Source organism: Nocardiopsis sediminis, from assembly GCF_042650565.1.
Taxonomy (GTDB): domain Bacteria; phylum Actinomycetota; class Actinomycetes; order Streptosporangiales; family Streptosporangiaceae; genus Nocardiopsis_B; species Nocardiopsis_B sediminis.
On record NZ_JBHSBH010000015.1, the window covers coordinates 117,023 to 133,197 of the forward strand.

General features: G+C 74.5%; 13 protein-coding genes and 2 pseudogenes (1 of these 15 cut by a window edge). 9 read left to right on the forward strand and 6 right to left on the reverse strand.

The features are described from left to right. Both ACFOVU_RS23125 and ACFOVU_RS23130 read left to right on the forward strand, forming a co-directional pair. Positions 1 to 2,732: SbcC/MukB-like Walker B domain-containing protein (locus tag ACFOVU_RS23125; protein WP_378536948.1), on the forward strand; the 2,732-nt coding region annotated here is incomplete at its 5' end. Between the two features lie 253 nt (positions 2,733 to 2,985). Next, positions 2,986 to 3,600: a superoxide dismutase gene (locus ACFOVU_RS23130; protein ID WP_378536949.1), complete on the forward strand. Its 615-nt coding sequence runs from the start codon at positions 2,986 to 2,988 to the stop codon at positions 3,598 to 3,600. 94 nt (positions 3,601 to 3,694) lie between these two features. On the opposite strand, the gene ACFOVU_RS23135 is transcribed toward ACFOVU_RS23130, so the two are convergent. After that, a complete protein-coding gene (locus tag ACFOVU_RS23135; RefSeq protein ID WP_378538190.1) occupies positions 3,695 to 4,348 on the reverse strand; it encodes an HAD family hydrolase in 654 nt (217 codons plus the stop codon). 193 nt (positions 4,349 to 4,541) lie between these two features. Here ACFOVU_RS23135 and ACFOVU_RS23140 point away from each other — a divergent pair, with 193 nt between their 5' ends. Continuing rightward, on the forward strand, positions 4,542 to 6,539 hold the full coding sequence (locus ACFOVU_RS23140) for a Xaa-Pro dipeptidyl-peptidase (RefSeq protein WP_378536951.1): 1,998 nt from the start codon (positions 4,542 to 4,544) through the stop codon (positions 6,537 to 6,539). 94 nt (positions 6,540 to 6,633) lie between these two features. Here the strand turns inward: ACFOVU_RS23140 and hemC are convergent, their stop codons facing one another. The 3 genes from hemC to ACFOVU_RS23155 all read right to left on the reverse strand — a co-directional run bounded on the left by hemC (position 6,634) and on the right by ACFOVU_RS23155 (position 8,726). Beyond that, entirely contained in the window at positions 6,634 to 7,581 is a 948-nt protein-coding gene (gene hemC / locus ACFOVU_RS23145) for a hydroxymethylbilane synthase (protein WP_378536952.1), read from the reverse strand. A gap of 56 nt (positions 7,582 to 7,637) precedes the next feature. Beyond that, entirely contained in the window at positions 7,638 to 8,261 is a 624-nt protein-coding gene (locus tag ACFOVU_RS23150) for a DUF4126 domain-containing protein (RefSeq protein ID WP_378536954.1), read from the reverse strand. A gap of 222 nt (positions 8,262 to 8,483) precedes the next feature. After that, complete coding sequence (locus ACFOVU_RS23155; protein ID WP_378536955.1) at positions 8,484 to 8,726, reverse strand: DUF2630 family protein; 243 nt, start codon at positions 8,724 to 8,726, stop codon at positions 8,484 to 8,486. 234 nt (positions 8,727 to 8,960) lie between these two features. On the opposite strand from ACFOVU_RS23155, the gene ACFOVU_RS23160 reads away from it, so the two are divergent. From ACFOVU_RS23160 to ACFOVU_RS23170, 3 genes are all read left to right on the forward strand, one after another. Then, positions 8,961 to 9,575, forward strand: a complete 615-nt coding sequence (locus tag ACFOVU_RS23160) for a hypothetical protein (protein WP_378536957.1) — start codon at positions 8,961 to 8,963, stop codon at positions 9,573 to 9,575. Between the two features lie 228 nt (positions 9,576 to 9,803). Further along, the gene (locus ACFOVU_RS23165) at positions 9,804 to 10,091 is read left to right on the forward strand and encodes a metal-sensitive transcriptional regulator (RefSeq protein ID WP_179770443.1); all 288 of its coding nucleotides are present in this window, start codon (positions 9,804 to 9,806) and stop codon (positions 10,089 to 10,091) included. Positions 10,092 to 10,122: 31 nt separating this feature from the next. Further along, the gene (locus ACFOVU_RS23170; RefSeq protein ID WP_378536958.1) at positions 10,123 to 10,326 is read left to right on the forward strand and encodes a heavy-metal-associated domain-containing protein; all 204 of its coding nucleotides are present in this window, start codon (positions 10,123 to 10,125) and stop codon (positions 10,324 to 10,326) included. Positions 10,327 to 10,354: 28 nt separating this feature from the next. Here the strand turns inward: ACFOVU_RS23170 and ACFOVU_RS23175 are convergent, their stop codons facing one another. Continuing rightward, complete coding sequence (locus tag ACFOVU_RS23175) at positions 10,355 to 11,716, reverse strand: NAD(P)/FAD-dependent oxidoreductase (protein ID WP_378536960.1); 1,362 nt, start codon at positions 11,714 to 11,716, stop codon at positions 10,355 to 10,357. 206 nt (positions 11,717 to 11,922) lie between these two features. Next, complete coding sequence (locus ACFOVU_RS23180) at positions 11,923 to 12,489, reverse strand: SACE_7040 family transcriptional regulator (protein WP_378536961.1); 567 nt, start codon at positions 12,487 to 12,489, stop codon at positions 11,923 to 11,925. 126 nt (positions 12,490 to 12,615) lie between these two features. Between ACFOVU_RS23180 and ACFOVU_RS23185 the strand changes: the two genes are divergently transcribed. The 3 genes and pseudogenes from ACFOVU_RS23185 to ACFOVU_RS23190 all read left to right on the forward strand — a co-directional run. Beyond that, positions 12,616 to 14,241 (forward strand): carboxyl transferase domain-containing protein, encoded by a 1,626-nt coding sequence (locus tag ACFOVU_RS23185; protein ID WP_378536963.1) that lies wholly within the window; start codon positions 12,616 to 12,618, stop codon positions 14,239 to 14,241. 47 nt (positions 14,242 to 14,288) lie between these two features. After that, positions 14,289 to 14,690 (forward strand): annotated as a pseudogene (locus tag ACFOVU_RS29400) (biotin carboxylase N-terminal domain-containing protein); the annotation flags it as partial. A gap of 144 nt (positions 14,691 to 14,834) precedes the next feature. Further along, positions 14,835 to 16,175 (forward strand): annotated as a pseudogene (locus ACFOVU_RS23190) (ATP-binding protein); its annotated part runs 600 nt beyond the window's last position; the annotation flags it as partial.

The following is a 16,175-nucleotide window of genomic DNA, read 5'->3' on the forward strand; positions in this document are numbered from 1 at the left end:
GGCCCCCCGCCGAGCGCGCCCCGGTGCTCAGCGGGCTGCGCGCCGAGGCCGAGCGGCTGCGCGAGGACGAGGGCCGGGTGGAACGGCTGGCCGAGGACGCCGCCCGGGCGGCCGAGACCGCCGCCGAGGCGGGCCGGCGGGCGCACGAGAGCGGGGAGCGGCTGCGCGGCCTGGCCGGGCAGTGGGCCGAGGCCGTGGCGCGCTGGCGGGACGAGGCGCTGCCCTCGGGTGACCGGCCCGGAGCCGGGGAGCTGCCGCCCGCGCCGGATGCGGCCGACGTCGCCGCCGACCCTGAGGCGTTCCGCGACGCCCACCGCGAGGTCCGCGCCGCCCTGCAACCGCGGGTGCGCGAGGTCCAGCACGCGGCCGTGACCGCCGAGCGCCGGGTGGAGGAGGCCGCCGCCGAGCACACGCGGGTCCGGGCGGAGCTGGACCGGCTGCGAGCGGCCGTCGAGGTGGGCCTGCCCGCCCCTGAACTGACCCGCGCCGAACGCGACCCGGCCGACGGCGCCCCGTTCTACCGGCTGGTGGACTTCCGGCCCGGCCTCGCGGAGGCGGAGCGGGCCGGCCTGGAGGCGGCCCTGCACGCGTGCGGGCTGCTCAACGCCTGGCTGCCCGCCGGGGAGCCCGCGGAGGCGGCTGCGACGCGGCAGGACACGTGGGCGCGGCCCGGCGCACCCGTCGAGGGCCCCTCGCTGGCCGATGTCCTGCGACCCGCCGCCGACACCGACACCCCGGTCGCCGAGGACGCCGTGCTGCGCCTGCTGCGGTCGGTCCCGCTGCTGGCCGAGGACGCGGCCGACGCCGAGGGGGTGGCCGCCGACGGCCGGTGGCGCAGCGGCGTGCTCCTGGGCCGGCACGCCAAGGAGCAGGCCGAGCACATCGGCGCGGGCGCACGGGGCGAGGCGCGGCGGCGGCGCGTGGCCGAAGCCGAGGCGGAGCTGTCCGCCCTGGAGGACCGGGTGGCCGCCCTGCGCGCCGACCTGGACGCCGCCCAGACCCTGGAGCGGGCATGGGGCCTGTGCCTGGACTCCTTCCCCGACATCGGCGAGGTGCTGCGCGCCCATATCGAGACGCAGTCGCGCCGGTCCCAGGCCCGGCGCGCCGCCGCCGACGCCGAGCAGGCCGAGGCGGGCCACGCCCGCCTGCGGGCGGCGCTGGGCGCCGAGCGCAACGCGCACCGCCGCGCCTGCGGCGAGCTGGGCGTGGGCGCCGGTGTCGCGGAGCTGCGGGAGCTGTGCGACCAGGCGCGGCGCGCCCGCGAGTCGCTGGAGGGGGTGGCCGGGCTGCTGCGCCGCGACCACCACGAGGCGCTGCGCGCCGTCGAGGCCGCCCGCCTCGACCACGAGCGCACCGCGGCCGACCGTGAGAAGGCCGAGGCCGACGCCGCGGAGACGCACCGCTCCTACGCCGAGGCGCACGCGATGCTCGCGACGCTGCGGTCGAGCCTGGGCCGCGACGCAGAGCAGGTGAGCGCCGAGGTGCTGGCGCTGGACGAGGAGCGGCGGCGGCTGCGCGGCAGCGCCCCGAAGACGCAGTCGGAGGTGGAGGCGCGCATCAAGGCCCTGGCCGACGCCGAGGGCCGCCTGGCCGCCGTCGAGCGCGACGTGGCCGAGGCGCAGGGGAAGGTGGCCGACGCCGAGGACGCGCTCACCGACTCCGCCGGGGTCGCCGGGGTGTGGGAGGCGGCGACGGGAGAGGTCGAGGCGCCGTTCGACCGCGCCGACCTGCGGTCGGCGCTGGCGGCGTCGCTGGCCGAGAACGGGCCGGCGGGCGACCCGGGTGCGCTGGAGCGCGACCTGATCGCCCGGATCCAGACCCTCCAGGCCGCGCTCGCCGGGACCCACGACGTGCAGGCCGACCGCGACCGCGGCATCCTCACCGTGACGGTCGGAGAGGAGTCGGGCGCCGCGCCGGTGGCATCGACCGCGCGCGTCACCACGGCGCGGCTGGCGCAGGCCGAGCAGAACCTGACCGACCGCGAGGAGCGCGTCTTCGAGGACTACCTGCTGGGCGACATCGCCGAGGAGCTGCACCGCCAGATCGGCGCGGCCGAGGCGCTGACGCAGCGGATGAACACGGTGCTGGAGGGCGCGCACTCCAGCCAGGGGGTGCGCGTGGACCTTGCATGGGAGCCCGCGCCGCACCTGGACCCGGCGGAGCGGTCGGCGTTCGCACTGGCCAAGAAGCCGGTGGCGCGGCGCACCGCCGAGGAGAACGACCGGCTGCGCCGGGCGCTGATGGACCGGATCCGCTCGACCCGGGCCGAGGGACGCAGCAGCGGCTACGCCGAGGTGCTGGCCGGCGCGCTGGACTACCGGCAGTGGTACGCCTACCGGGTGCGCATCCACGACACCGGGCCCGACGGCCGCCCGCGCGACCGCCGGGTGCGCCAGCTGTCGTCCGGGGAGACCCGGCTGGTGTCGTATGTGACCCTGTTCGCCGCCAGCGCGGCGTTCTACGACGCGCTGGAGACGGGCGCGGAGGGCCCGCTGCGGATGGTGCTGCTGGACGAGGCGTTCGAGCGGCTGGACGACCCCACGATCGCGCGGCTGCTGGAGCTGCTGGTGGACCTCGACATGGACTGGGCGATCACCTGGCCGTCGGGGTACGGGGTGTCGCCCCGCATCGACCGGATGCACATCTACGACATCCTCAAGCGCAAGGGCGCCTGGGGTGTGGCCTGCGCCCGCACGACCTGGAACGGCAGCGGGTTCGAGCGGTCGGCGTGACACCGAGGTGACACGCGGCCCGGTACTCCTGCGGGCTCCGGGGTAGAGGGGAAGGGTCCGGACGGTGACGGTGGAACCGGCCGGCGCGGAGGACCCCGGACCGGTCGCCGGAAGCACCGGTGAGCGGTTATTCCCGGGCGGCGCTGTCGCAAGGGCGACACCGGGCGGGCGGCCCTGTGACTGATAGCTTTTTACCAGCGACCAAGATCGCGCAATCATCGCGACGAGACCGTCAGAGGAAGGTGCGTAGGACATGTCTGCGCCTTATTCGCTCCCCGAACTGCCGTACGACTACGCGGCCCTGGAGCCGTGGATCTCCGGCAAGATCATGGAGCTGCACCACGACAAGCACCACGCCGCGTACGTCGCGGGCGCGAACACGGTCCTGGACCAGTTGGCCGCCAGCCGTGAGAGCGGCGAGTTCGGCACGGTCAACCAGCTCCAGAAGAACCTGGCCTTCAACCTGGCCGGCCACGTCAACCACACCGTGTTCTGGCCGAACCTCTCGCCGGACGGCGGCGACAAGCCCGACGGCGAGCTGGGCGCGGCCATCGACGACCAGTTCGGTTCGTTCGACGCCTTCCGCGCGCACTTCAGCGCCGCGGCCACCGGCATCCAGGGCTCCGGCTGGGCGATCCTGGCCTGGGACATCCTCGGCCAGCGGCTGATCGTCGAGCAGCTCTACGACCACCAGGGCAACCTGGCCGCGGGCTCCTACCCGCTGCTCCTGCTCGACATGTGGGAGCACGCCTTCTACCTCCAGTACCAGAACGTCAAGGCCGACTACGTCAAGGCGTTCTGGAACGTGGTGAACTGGGCCGACGTGCAGAGCCGCTTCGAGGACGCGCGCAAGGTCCAGCTGGGCTAGCGTTCGCTCGCCGCCCGTGTGCGGCGGTCGCCGAAGGGCGGCACCCCCTGGGGTGCCGCCCTTCGCCGTGTCCGTGACCCCGCTCCCGGGCGGGTCAGCGGCCGCGCAGTACCCGCACCGCCTCGGCGGGGGTGTCGGCCACGGGGTGGCCGGTGGCCTCCAGCCGTTCGCGGCTCATGATCCCGCTCGCGACCAGGATCGCCCGCGCACCGGCCTCGCGTGCGGCGTGGCCGTCGTCGTCGATGTCGCCGATGAGCACCACGGTCTCCGGGTCGGCGCCCAGGCCGGCGAGGTGGGCGATCAGGTGCTCGGCCTTGGAGTCCTTCGCGGTGTCGAAGCGCCGGCCGTCGACCCGCGTGAAGTGCTCGGACAGGCCGCGTTCGGCGATCAGCGGCACCAGGTGCTCGTGGGAGGCCATGGACAGCAGCGACTGGGTGCGGCCCGTCGCGGCCCAGTCGTGCAGCAGGCCGGGGACGCCGTCGGCCAGCGAGCACTGCGGCAGCGCCGCGGAGTAGTACCGCTCGTAGGCCGCGTTGACCTGCTCCCACTCGCCATCGGCGAAGGTCCGCCCGAGCAGCTCCTCGTAGAAGGGCACGATCGGGCGCCGGAAGGTCGAGCGCCAGTGCTCCAGGTCGATGGGCTCGCGGCCGAACAGACCGCACACTTCGTTGACGGCGCCGAGGACGGCGTGATTGTCGTCGAGGAGGGTGCCGTTCCAATCCCAGACGATGTGCTTGATACCGGTCATGTCGGCGAACACGTTGTCTACCACTCTGCGCACTCTAGACGGCGACATGCGCGAGCAGCGGGAGCGCCCCCGTCCGAGGGCCCCGGGCATAACATTTTGGGGTTATGGCGACCGGAGAGCTTCCGGGCGGCGGCCGGGATCGGATGGGATGGCACCGCCCCTGCTTCCCCACTCCCCCTGAGGAACAGCGCACATGCGAATCCCCCTCCCCCGCGTGGCCCGTGCGGCCCGCTCCGCCCTGTCGGCGGCCGTCGCGGCCGCGGTGGCCGCGGCGGTCCTCGCCCCGCCGGCCGCCGCCGACACCCCGTCACTGCTGATCGAGGACGGCGCCACCCAGGTCGCGTTCGACTACGCCGACGCCGTCTACCAGGAGGTCGACATCCGGACGGAGGCCGACAGCGACGGCGACGGCGAGCCCGACACGGTCCGGCTGCGCCTGATGCGGCCGCGTGAGACGGAGTCCGGCCTGAAGGTCGCCACGATCCTGGAGCCCAGCCCGTACTGGGCGGGGATCAAGGACGTCCCCATGCACGAGGTGGACCTCGACGACGACGGCGCCGGGACCGTTCCGCGCGGCGGGCCCGCGCAGGCGGGCGCGCTCGCGGGGACGGAGGACGACCCGCTGCTCGCACAGGCGGCCGGCCCGGCCCCCGAGGGCACGATGTCGGGCTACTACGACAACTACTTCCTCCCGCGCGGCTACGCGGTCGCCCAGCTCGACAGTGTGGGCAGCGGCGACTCCACGGGCTGCCCCACCACCGGCGGCGAGAACGAGACGCTGGGCGTGAAGGCGGCGGTCGACTGGCTCAACGGCCGCACGGTCGGCTGGGACCCCGACGGCGAGGAGGTCACGGCCGGGGACTGGTCGACCGGGAACGTCGCCATGACCGGGATCTCCTACAACGGCACGCTGCCCGTCGCCGCCGCGACGACCGGCGTCGAGGGGCTGCGCACCATCGTCCCGCAGGGGGCGATCTCGTCGTGGTACGAGTACTACCGCGACAACGGCGGGGTGATCGCACCCGGCGGGTACCAGGGCGAGGACGCCGACGTCCTGGCGGAGGCGGTCTACACCCGCGCCGACCAGGAGGTGTGCGGCCCGGTGGTCGACGGCCTGGCCGAGGACCAGGACCGCGGGTCCGGCGACTACACCCGCTTCTGGAGCGACCGCAACTACCGCGACAGCGCCGACGACATCACGGCGAGCGTGTTCATCGCCCACGGGCTCAACGACTGGAACGTCAAGACCGACCAGGGCACCCGGCTGTGGGAGGCCCTGGAGGAGCGGGACGTGCCGCGCCGCCTCTGGCTCCACCAGGGCGGCCACACCAACCCGTTCAACCTGCGCATGGACGAGTGGCTGCGCCAGATGCACTCCTGGTTCGACTACTGGCTCTACGACCTGGACAACGGCGTGATGGAGGAACCCGCGGTCCACGTCGAGAACGCCGACTTCACCTGGTCCCGGCAGGACACCTGGCCGGCCCAGGGCACCGGCACCGTCCGGCTGCGCCCCGGCCCGCCGAACGGGGAGAGCCCGCCAGAGGCCGTCGGCGTCCTCGCGGCCGATGCCGGGGACAGCGGCGGCGGCCGGGCATCGTTCACCGACGCCGGGCGCACGGTGCCCGCCGAGGAGCTCGCCACCGACCCAGAGCTCGCCGGACGCAACGCGCTGGTGCACAGGACCGCGGTCCTCCCCGCCGACGTGCGGGTCAACGGCACCGTGCGGGTCTCGGTGCGGGCCGCCATGGACGGGCCGTCCCCCTACCTGAGCGCGCTGCTGGTGGACTACGGCACCGACACCCGCGCGACGGGCGCCGTGGAGTACGACCGCGACAACGAGATCTGCTACGGCGAGGGCGTCCCGGAGGACACCGGCTGCGCCTTCCCCAGCCACCACGTGACCGAGACCGCCGACTTCAAGATCGTCACCCGGGGCTGGATCGACGCCCGCAACCGCCGCTCGGAGTCCTGGCAGACCCCGGTGGTGGCCGACCGCATGTACCGGTACTCCTGGGAGCTCCAGGCCCAGGACTACGTGTTCAAAGCCGGCCACCGGATCGGCATCGTCCTCATCTCCACCGACCACGACTACACCCAGCGCTACCCGGAGGGCACCGAGATCACGGTCGACACCGGGCGGACGACGGTTGACCTCCCGGTCTCCTTGGGGCGCTCGGCGCTGTCGTGAGCCGGGGCGCCGGTGGCGGCAGGACCGCCACTGGTCCCGTCCATCCATGCGGCGCTTCGACGGCGCCGCGCCCCCTGGCACCGGCGGCCCGGTGTCAGGGGCCGACGGCCTCGATCAGGGTGCGCGCACCCTGGGTGAGGAGGGCGTCGGCGACGGATGCGCCGAGGTCCGCGGGGCGGTCGCGGTCGGCGGTCTCCCGGGCGTGGGCCCAGGAGGAGCCGTCCGGGGCGAAGACCATGCCGATTAGGGTGACGCGGCCGTCGGGGGCCGTGGTCGCGTGGCCGGCGATGGGTGAGTTGCAGTGGCCCTGGAGGGCGTGCAGCATGGCGCGCTCGGCGGTGATGTGGGTGCGGGTCTCGGGGTGGTCCAGGGCCCGCAGCGCCTCGGTGGTCACGGTGTCGTCCCGCCGGCACTCCGCGCCCAGCACGGCCGACCCGACCGCGGGGCAGAGCACGTCGGAGGCGATGACCTCGACGGCCCGGTGCTCCAGGCCCGCGCGGCGCAGGCCGGCGTGGGCCAGGACGGCGGCGTCGTACTCCCCCGCGTCCAGCCGCGCGATCCGGCTGTTGATGTTGCCGCGGAACTCCCCCGTCTCCAGGCCGGGGTGGCGGCGGCGCAGCTGAGCGCGCCGGCGCACCGACGAGGTGCCCACCCGGGTGCCCGGCGGCAGGTCCGCCAGCCCCCGGCGAGGGGCGCCGGCCGGGAGCAGGAGGCAGTCGTGGGGGTCGTCGCGGCGCAGGTAGGCCGCCCAGATGAAGCCCTGCGGCCGGGGGACGTCGCCGGGCACGTCTTTCATGCAGTGCAGGCACACGTCGACGTCGCCGGCCGCCAGGGCGCGGTCGAGTTCCTTGACGAACGCGCCCTTGCCGCCCAGGGCGGCGAGGGAGCCCTTCCGGGTATCACCCGTGGTCGTCATGGGGACGATCTCGGCCGGGCGGGCGGGGTCGGCAGCGGCGAGGAGGTCGCGCAGCTGCCGGGCCTGGGCCAGGGCGAGCGGCGAGGCGCGGGTGCCGATGCGCAGCGGCGGCCGGTCGGTGGGCATGGGCCCAACGTACTCCGGTCGGGTGCGCGGCCGCCGTGTTTCGGCACGCCGGCCCTCTAGTAGTAGCCGGGGTAGCCGGAGTCGGTTTCGGCGGCCGCGCGGCGCTCCGCGCGCCGCCTGCGGCGGCGGCGCCACGCCCACGCTGCGACCAGGAGCAGCAGCGGCAGGACGACCAGGATCAGGATCGGCACCAGAACGGCGAGGATCGAGGTGAAGAAGCTGACGACGTCCTCGACCGTGCTGACGATCGGCCCGCCCGCGCCGAACGTCACGGCGTTGAGGACCGGCCGGGCCACCGCCTTCAGGCCGTGGAACACCAGGGCGATCACCACCCCGGAGACGACCGGCCACCAGGAGCCGCCGTCCGCGGCGGTGGCGAGGTCGGCCCCGCTCAGCGCCGACGCCCCCGCGCCGAAGGTGATGCCGCCCGAGGTGGGGCGGATGATCGTCTGCACCACGTCGTTGACGCTGTCGACACCGGGGATCTTGTCGGCCGCGAACTCCAGCACCAGCAGCACGCCGAGGAGGATCAGCACGAACGGGTTCTCCAGCCACTGCCACCCCGCGCCCAGCGGCAGGAGGTCGGTGTAGCGGGCGATGAGACCCACCACCAGCAGCGGGACGTAGGCGTTCAGGCCGGCGGCCGAAGCGAGTCCCGTCCCGGTGAGTATCTCCAGCATGCGCGCTACCGCCCGTCCGTATCCGGCTGTCCCCGGGCCCACTGCGGGTCCGGCTCGTAGTGAGACGACAGCGGACCGCGTTCGGTTCCGCCGATCTCGCCGGAAATCGGAAACGCGACGGATGGCGCGCCTGCGCGCGCTCAGGCTCGGATCCCCTCGGGGACGGGCCTTTCGGGACGCGATGAAGAAGGGCGTCGTACGGGCGCCGGGCGCCCTCCCCGGCTACTGGCGGTAGCCCTCCACCTGGGAGGTGGAGCGGACCTCGGCGTCGTCAGGGTCCTGGCCGTACTCGTCGCGGGCGCGGCGCTGGCGCAGCAGGTCCCAGCACTGGTCGAGGGAGCGTTCGACCGCCCGCACGCGCTCCAGCTCCTCCGGGGTCAGCCGGTGCTCGGGCTGCTCACGGAGGGCGCGCTCCTCGGTCACGAGTGCGGTGATGCGTTCGAGGATGTCGCTGTCCTGGGTCATGCGATCCATGCTCCGCGGCCGCGGGCGCGATGGCAAGCATCGCGGCGCCGCCGGTCGCCGCAGGTCGGCGGCTGTGTCCGGCCCGATCGCGCCCGCCCCTTCGCTCCGCTCTCCCGGGGCCGCGGCAGGGGCCTCGCCGGATCCGGGTTGGCCGTGCGCCCTGCGGGGAATCCCTGCGGCGCCGGGGATGCACTCCCCGGCCACCCCCCGATCCCCGGCCCAGGAGTCCCCGAGATGAAGTTCTACGCCGACCGCCCCCTGCGCTTCGCGTCCCAGATCGCCGCCGATGTGTCCGCCGTGGTGTGGACCGCCGGGTGGGTGTGGGCGGGAGTCGCGCTGTACGACCTCATCGGGGCGCTGGCCCGGCCGGGCGAGCTGATGAGCGACGCCGGTGCGGGGCTGTCGTCGAACATGGCCGACGCCGCCGAGCAGGCGCGCGAGATCCCGTTCGCGGGTGATGCGCTGGCGGTGCCGTTGGACAGCGTGGGCGGCGCCGGCGATTCGCTGAGCGAGGCCGGCGATACGTTCGGGGCGGGCATCATGGAGCTGGCCTTCACATTGTCCCTGCTCACGGCTGTCCTGCCGGTCGTGGTGGTGCTGGCGGTCTGGCTCCCGGCGCGGGCCGCGTTCGTCCGGCGCGCGACCGACGCCGTGCGGCTGCGGGCGATGCCGGCGAGCGCGGGGGCGCGGCTGCTGGCCCTGCGGGCGCTGGCCACGGCCCCGGCCGGGCGGCTGACGGCCCTGCACGCCGATCCCGTCGCCGCCTGGCAGGCCGACGACCCCGAGACCGTGCGGGGCCTGGCCGACCTGGAGCTGAGCGGGATGGGCCTGCATCCGCGCCGCGGATGAGCGAACGGGGCCGCCGCCCCGTCCGTGTTGCAGAGGGCGGCGGCCCCGGCCGCGTGACGAACCGGCCGGAAAGGGGCGGCGCACCTTCATACTCAGAGAGGTGGACAACGGCGCGTCGCGCGGCGTGTCCCGGGCGGCCGCGGGAATGCCGCGCGGGCCACGGGCGCTGACATACCTCAAGGGGGTATATTGATGGCGGAAGACCAGGCACAGCAGGAGAGCACCGGCATGGCGACCTACGGCTACCACGACAACAAGCAGAGCCACCTCAACCGGTTGCGCCGGATCGAGGGCCAGGTGCGCGGGTTGCAGCGGATGGTCGAGGACGACGCCTACTGCATCGACATCCTGACCCAGACCGCGGCGGTGAACAAGGCGCTGCGATCGTTCGCGCTGTCGATGCTCGACGAGCACCTCAAGCACTGCGTCGGCCACGCGGTCGCCCACGGCGGCGAGGAGGCCGACGAGAAGGTCCGCGAGGCCTCCGAGGCGATCGCCCGGCTGGTGCGCTCCTGAGCGGACCCCCATCTGAGAACGGAAGCCATCCATGTCCACGACCATCACCGTCACCGGCATGACCTGCGGCCACTGCGTGAGCGCGGTGAAGGAGGAGCTGTCGGCGCTGCCCGGTGTCACCGCGGTCGACGTCGAACTGGAGAGCGGGCGGGTCACCATCGACGGCACCGAGCCTCTCAGCCCCGACAGCCTCGCCGCGGCCGTCGACGAGGCGGGCTACGCGATCGCGGGCTGACCCGCATCCGCCCGTCCCCTCCCCGCCCCTACACCCCCGCGTTCTCCAGCAGGCGGGCGCTCTCCTGGCGCACCGCCTGGGGGCCGAGGTAGTGGGCTGCCTCGATGTCGACGAAGGTGGACGGCTTGCCGTGGGCGAACCCCAGGCGCGCCACCTCGCCGCCGGTCAGGGCGCGGATGAGCCAGTTGGCGGCCACGCGCGCCCGGGCCGGGGCCGACGGCAGCGTGAACAGGTGGTAGGCGCGGGTCACGACGAACGCCGGCGGCCCCGCCAGGTCGTACCCGGGGATCCGGGCCACCGCATCGCGTCCGCCCAGGTCCACCACCAGCCCCATGTCGCGGTGGAGGAAGCTGCGCATCGGGCGGTGCAGCAGCGAGGCGATCACGTTGTCGGCGGCGACCCGGCCCTGGCGCTCGGCGTACTGCGCGGTGGGCGGGCAGGTCGCGCCCTCGGTGTCCTTGGACAGGTCGGGGACCGCGGCGGCGTCCCCGATCGCGAAGATCTCGCGGTGCCCGGGGACGGTGAGGTCGGAGTCGACCACGAGCCGGCCCCGGTCGGTCGCGGCGCCCAGCGAGTCCATCAGCGGGCTCGGGGAGGTGCCCGCGGTCCAGATCACGGTGCGGCAGGGCAGGACCCGGCCGTCGGTCAGCGTCACCTTGTTCTCGGTGATCTCGCGGACGGTGACCTCCAGCTTCACCTCGATGCCCATGGACCGCAGCAGGTCCAGGGACTCCTCGCCCAGCCGCGGGCCCAGTTCGGGCAGCAGCCGCGGGGCGATGTCGACCAGGTGCCAGCTGATGTCCGGCCGCAGGTCGGGGTAGCGGCGCGCCGCCTCCTCGGTCAGCCGGCGCAGGGACGCCGCGGTCTCGACGCCGGTGTAGCCGCCGCCCACGACGAGGAAGCGGCAGCGCTCCTCCCGCTCGACCGGGTCTTGGGTGGCGTTGGCCAGTTCGAGCTGGGCCAGCACGTGGTCGCGCAGCACGACCGCCTCGGCGAGGTTCTTGTTGCCGAAGCCGTGCTCGGTGAGCCCGGGGATGTCGAAGACCCGGGTGAGGCTGCCGGGGGCGAGGATGAGCCGGTCGTAGGGCTCGTAGGTGATCTCCTCGGAGATCTTCTTGACGATCACGGCCCGGGCATCGGTGTCGACCCCGATGGCCGACCCGGGCACCATGCGGGTGCGGTGCAGCAGCCGGTGCAGGGAGACGGCCAGCGACTGCGGTGTGAGCAGGCCGGACGCCACCTGGGGCAGGAGGGGGGCGTAGAGCATGTAGTCGTTGGGTGCGACGAGGACGAGCTCGGCCACCCCTCTCGGGATCCGCCGTTCCAGCCGGCGCAGGGCGTAGAGCCCGGCGAATCCGGCGCCGATCACCACGATGCGCGGCCGTGACATCCTCGAACCACTCCCCCACGGACGGCCGGCGTTCACGCCGCGCGTGCGCGCGCCGCGATCGCCGGGGCGGAACGGGCCTCCGGGTGCGGCTGCCCGCGGCCCCCGCCGTCAAACGTCGCGGAGGCCACCGGCCCCGGGCGCGGGCGCGCGGGAGCGGGCGGATCGGGCGGGGTGGCGGGACGTGAGGGCGGGGCGCGCGTCGGCGCTCAGCCGCCGGCGAGCAGCGCGGCGCGGCCCATGGCCAGCAGGAGGGCGGCCATGTCGTCCGGCGAGAGACCGCCCGCGCTGTGCGGCGTGGAGTTGAGCAGCCCGAACGTCGCGTGGACGGCGGCCCTCAGCGCTTCCGGCGGCCGGCCGGGCCGCAGCAGCGCGAGGACCGCGACCCACTCCTCGACGTAGCCGCGCTGGAGCCGGCGGATGCTGCGGCGCTCGGTATCGGGGACGTTGCCGAGTTCGCGGTCCTGCACGGTGATGAGGGCGGGCTCACGCAGCGCGAAGGCGATGTGGCCGCGCAGCAGGGCGTGCAGGGCGTCGCCGGGGCCGCGGGAGTCGGCCACCGCCCGGCGGCCGTCGGCGGCCAGCCGCTCGCTGATGTCGAGCAGCATGGCGGCCAGCAGGGCCTCTTTGCCGGGGAAGTGCCGGTAGATGGCGGGGCCGGTGATGCCGACGGCCCGGCCCAGCTCGTCGATCGAGACGCCGTGGAACCCGCGCGCCGCGAACAGTTCGGCCCCCGCCCGGAGGATATCGGCGCGCCGCGCCATCGCTCTCGCCATCCGCCCCTCCACTGCCCCGCCGCGGGCCCGTCCGCGCGGCGCCGGCCGCCCGTATGGCCCTGGACACGTTGGTTAATGGTCACTAACATCGCCGATGTTAGCGGTCATTAACCCCTGGGGGAACAGATGAGCGGGGCACCCGTGCTGACCTCGGCGATCGACACCGGCGGGCCGGCGTTCACCGCCAACGCCGCCGCCAACCGCGCCCTGGTCGCCCGGCTGCGCGAGCTCCTCGACACCGCTGCGCTCGGCGGCCCCGAGAAGACGCGGATCCGCCACGTCGAACGCGGCAAGTTGCTCCCCCGCGACCGGGTCGACGCCCTGCTCGACCCCGGCTCGCCGTTCCTGGAGCTGTCGCCCCTGGCCGCCCACGGCCTCTACGGCGCCGACGGGTCCGACGCCCCCGCAGCGGGGCTGATCACCGGCGTGGGCCGGGTCAACGGGCGCGAGGTCGTGGTGGTCGCCAACGACGCCACCGTCAAGGGCGGCAGCTACTACCCCATGACGGTGAAGAAGCACCTGCGCGCCCAGGAGGTGGCGCTGCACAACCACCTGCCGTGCATCTACCTGGCCGACTCCGGCGGCGCGTTCCTGCCCATGCAGGACGACGTCTTCCCCGACCGCGAGCACTTCGGGCGGATCTTCTACAACCAGGCCACCATGTCGAAGCTGGGCATCCCCCAGCTCGCGGCCGTCCTGGGCTCGTGCACCGCGGGCGGCGCCTACGTCCCCGCGATGAGCGACGAGGCGGTGATCGTGCGCGACCAGGGCACGATCTTCCTCGGCGGCCCCCCGCTGGTGAAGGCCGCCACCGGCGAGGTCGTCACCGCCGAGGAGCTGGGCGGCGGCGACGTGCACGCCCGCGTCTCCGGCGTCACCGACCACCTCGCCGAGGACGACGCCCACGCGCTGGCCATCCTGCGCCGCATCACCGCGACCTTCGGCCCGCGCCCCGAACCCGCCTGGGAGCGGCGCACCCCGCGGCCGCCCGCGTTCGACCCCGCCGAGATCCACGGGGTGGTGCCCACCGACACCCGCACCCCCTACGACGTCCGCGAGGTCATCGCCCGCATCGTCGACGCGAGCGAGTTCACCGAGTTCAAGGCCGACTACGGCCCCACCCTGGTCACCGGGTTCGCGCACGTGCACGGCCACCCGGTGGGGATTCTCGCCAACAACGGCATCCTCTTCAGCGAGTCGGCGATGAAGGGGGCCCACTTCATCGAGCTCTGCGACCGGCGACGGATCCCGCTGGTGTTCCTCCAGAACATCTCCGGGTTCATGGTGGGCCGCGACTACGAGGCCGGGGGCATCGCCAAGCACGGCGCGAAAATGGTCACCGCCGTGGCGTGCGCGCGGGTCCCCAAGTTCACGGTGGTCATCGGGGGCTCCTTCGGGGCCGGCAACTACAGCATGTGCGGCCGGGCGTACTCCCCCCGGTACCTGTGGATGTGGCCCAACGCGCGGATCTCGGTCATGGGCGGCGAGCAGGCGGCGTCGGTGCTGGCCACCGTGCGCCGCGACCAGATGGCGGCGCGCGGTGAGGACTGGCCCGACCAGGCCGAGGCCGAGTTCAAGGAGCCCATCCGCGCGCAGTACGAGACCCAGGGCGACCCCTACTACTCCACGGCGCGGCTGTGGGACGACGGCGTCATCGACCCCGCCGATACCCGCACCGTCCTGGGCCTGGGCCTGGCCAGCGCCCGATACGCCCCGCTGGAGCCCGTCGGCTACGGCGTCTTCCGGATGTAAGGGAGAGGGATATTGAGGCGGGATACGCGGGAGACGAGGTGCGACCGATGAGCGACGGACCCCCCACCGTCCTGGTGGCCAACCGGGGCGAGATCGCCGTGCGGATCATGCGGACCCTGCGCCGGCTGGGGATGCGCTCGGTGGCGGTCCACAGCGACGGCGACGCCGACGCGCCGCACGTGCGCGCGGCCGACCAGGCGGTGCGGGTCGGCGGCTACCTCGACGGGGCGGCGATCATCGCCGCCGCACAGGCCTCCGGTGCCACCATGGTGCACCCGGGGTACGGGTTCCTCTCGGAGAACGCCGGGTTCGCGCGGGCCTGCGCCGACGCGGGGCTGGTGTTCGTCGGGCCGCCGCCGGAGGCGATCGACGCCATGGGCGACAAGATCCGCGCCAAGGCCACGGTCGCCGCGGCCGGGGTGCCCTTGCTGCCGGGGTTCGCGGAGCGCCGCCCCGGTGAGGATGCGGATGGGCCCGAGGCCCCGGACGGTGTGGAGGCCGCGGACGGCCCGGAGGGCGGGGACGGCCTGGAGGGCGGGGACGGCGGTGCCCCGGGGCCGGTCCCCGCCGCCGGGCCGATGGACGACGGCGCCCTGGAGCGGGCCGCCGAGCAGGTGGGCTACCCGCTGCTGATCAAGCCCTCAGCGGGCGGCGGCGGGAAGGGCATGCGCCTGGTCCGGGCCCCCGGCGAGCTGGCCGCGGCCGCCGCGGCGGCCCGGCGCGAGGCCGCCGCCGCGTTCGGCGACGCCACCCTGCTGGTCGAACGGTTCGTGGAACGGCCCCGGCACATCGAGGTGCAGGTGCTCGCCGACGCCCACGGCAACGTCGTCCACCTGGGCGAGCGGGAGTGCAGCCTCCAGCGGCGACACCAGAAGATCGTGGAGGAGGCGCCGTCGCCCCTGCTCACGCCGGCGCAGCGGAACACCATGGGCGAGGCCGCGGTCGCGGCGGCCAAGGCGTGCGGGTACGTGGGCGCGGGCACGGTGGAGTTCATCGTCAGGGGACCGGGGCCCGAGCCGGAGGGCGAGGGGGCGCGGCGCCGGCGCGATGGCGGGCACGGCAATGGTGAGGGCTCGGGGGAACCCCTTATTTCAAGTCAACCCGATCCGCTCTCCGATCCGCCACCCGGATCCCCTCCCCTGTGGACGACCGCCCCCGGGAGGACGCACACCCCGAGCCCTCCGGCTCCGGACGCGCAGCCCGAGCCGGAGTACGCCTTCCTGGAGATGAACACCCGCCTCCAGGTCGAGCACCCCGTCACCGAGGCGGTCGTCACCGTCGGCGGCCGGCGCGGCATCGACCTGGTCGAACTCCAGCTGCGCATCGCCCAGGGCGAAGCGCTGCCGTTCTCCCAGGCCGACATCGGGCTGTCCGGCCACGCGGTGGAGGCACGCGTCTACGCCGAGGACCCCGCCCAGGACTTCCTGCCCACCGGCGGCCGGGTGCTGCTGCTGGCGGAGCCCGGCGGCGAGGGCGTGCGCGTCGACTCCGGGATCGAGACGGGGACGGAGGTCACCTCCGCCTACGACCCGATGCTCGCCAAGGTCGTGGCGTGGGGCGCCGACCGCGGCGCCGCGCTGGCGCGGATGGACACCGCCCTGGCCGGGTACACGCTGCTGGGCTTCGCCACCAACGTCGCCTTCCTGCGCCGCCTGCTGCGCCACCCCGATGTCGTGGCGGGCGATCTGAGCACCGGCCTGACCGAGCGCGTCCGCCCCGAGCTGACCGCCGGCACCGACACGCCCGATACGCCCGGCGCGTCCGGCGGCCTCATCGCCGCCGCGGCCCTGGACCACCAGCTCGGGCTGGAGCCCGCCGACCCCGCCGCCGACCGCTTCGACGTCCCCGACGGCTGGCGCATCGGCGCCCGGGCGTGGACGACGTGGCGGCTGCGCACCCCGCGGCGCGGGCTCGTCGCCGTCCGGGTGCGGCGG

Bases quoted from the DNA above. Each gene is read 5' to 3' on its own strand.
- ACFOVU_RS23130 (WP_378536949.1), top strand. From the start codon at position 2,986: ATGTCTGCGCCTTATTCGCTCCCCGAACTGCCGTACGACTACGCGGCC.
- ACFOVU_RS23135 (WP_378538190.1), bottom strand. From the start codon at position 4,348: ATGACCGGTATCAAGCACATCGTCTGGGATTGGAACGGCACCCTCCTC.
- ACFOVU_RS23140 (WP_378536951.1), top strand. From the start codon at position 4,542: ATGCGAATCCCCCTCCCCCGCGTGGCCCGTGCGGCCCGCTCCGCCCTG.
- hemC (WP_378536952.1), bottom strand. From the start codon at position 7,581: ATGCCCACCGACCGGCCGCCGCTGCGCATCGGCACCCGCGCCTCGCCG.
- ACFOVU_RS23150 (WP_378536954.1), bottom strand. From the start codon at position 8,261: ATGCTGGAGATACTCACCGGGACGGGACTCGCTTCGGCCGCCGGCCTG.
- ACFOVU_RS23155 (WP_378536955.1), bottom strand. From the start codon at position 8,726: ATGACCCAGGACAGCGACATCCTCGAACGCATCACCGCACTCGTGACC.
- ACFOVU_RS23160 (WP_378536957.1), top strand. From the start codon at position 8,961: ATGAAGTTCTACGCCGACCGCCCCCTGCGCTTCGCGTCCCAGATCGCC.
- ACFOVU_RS23165 (WP_179770443.1), top strand. From the start codon at position 9,804: ATGGCGACCTACGGCTACCACGACAACAAGCAGAGCCACCTCAACCGG.
- ACFOVU_RS23170 (WP_378536958.1), top strand. From the start codon at position 10,123: ATGTCCACGACCATCACCGTCACCGGCATGACCTGCGGCCACTGCGTG.
- ACFOVU_RS23175 (WP_378536960.1), bottom strand. From the start codon at position 11,716: ATGTCACGGCCGCGCATCGTGGTGATCGGCGCCGGATTCGCCGGGCTC.
- ACFOVU_RS23180 (WP_378536961.1), bottom strand. From the start codon at position 12,489: ATGGCGAGAGCGATGGCGCGGCGCGCCGATATCCTCCGGGCGGGGGCC.
- ACFOVU_RS23185 (WP_378536963.1), top strand. From the start codon at position 12,616: ATGAGCGGGGCACCCGTGCTGACCTCGGCGATCGACACCGGCGGGCCG.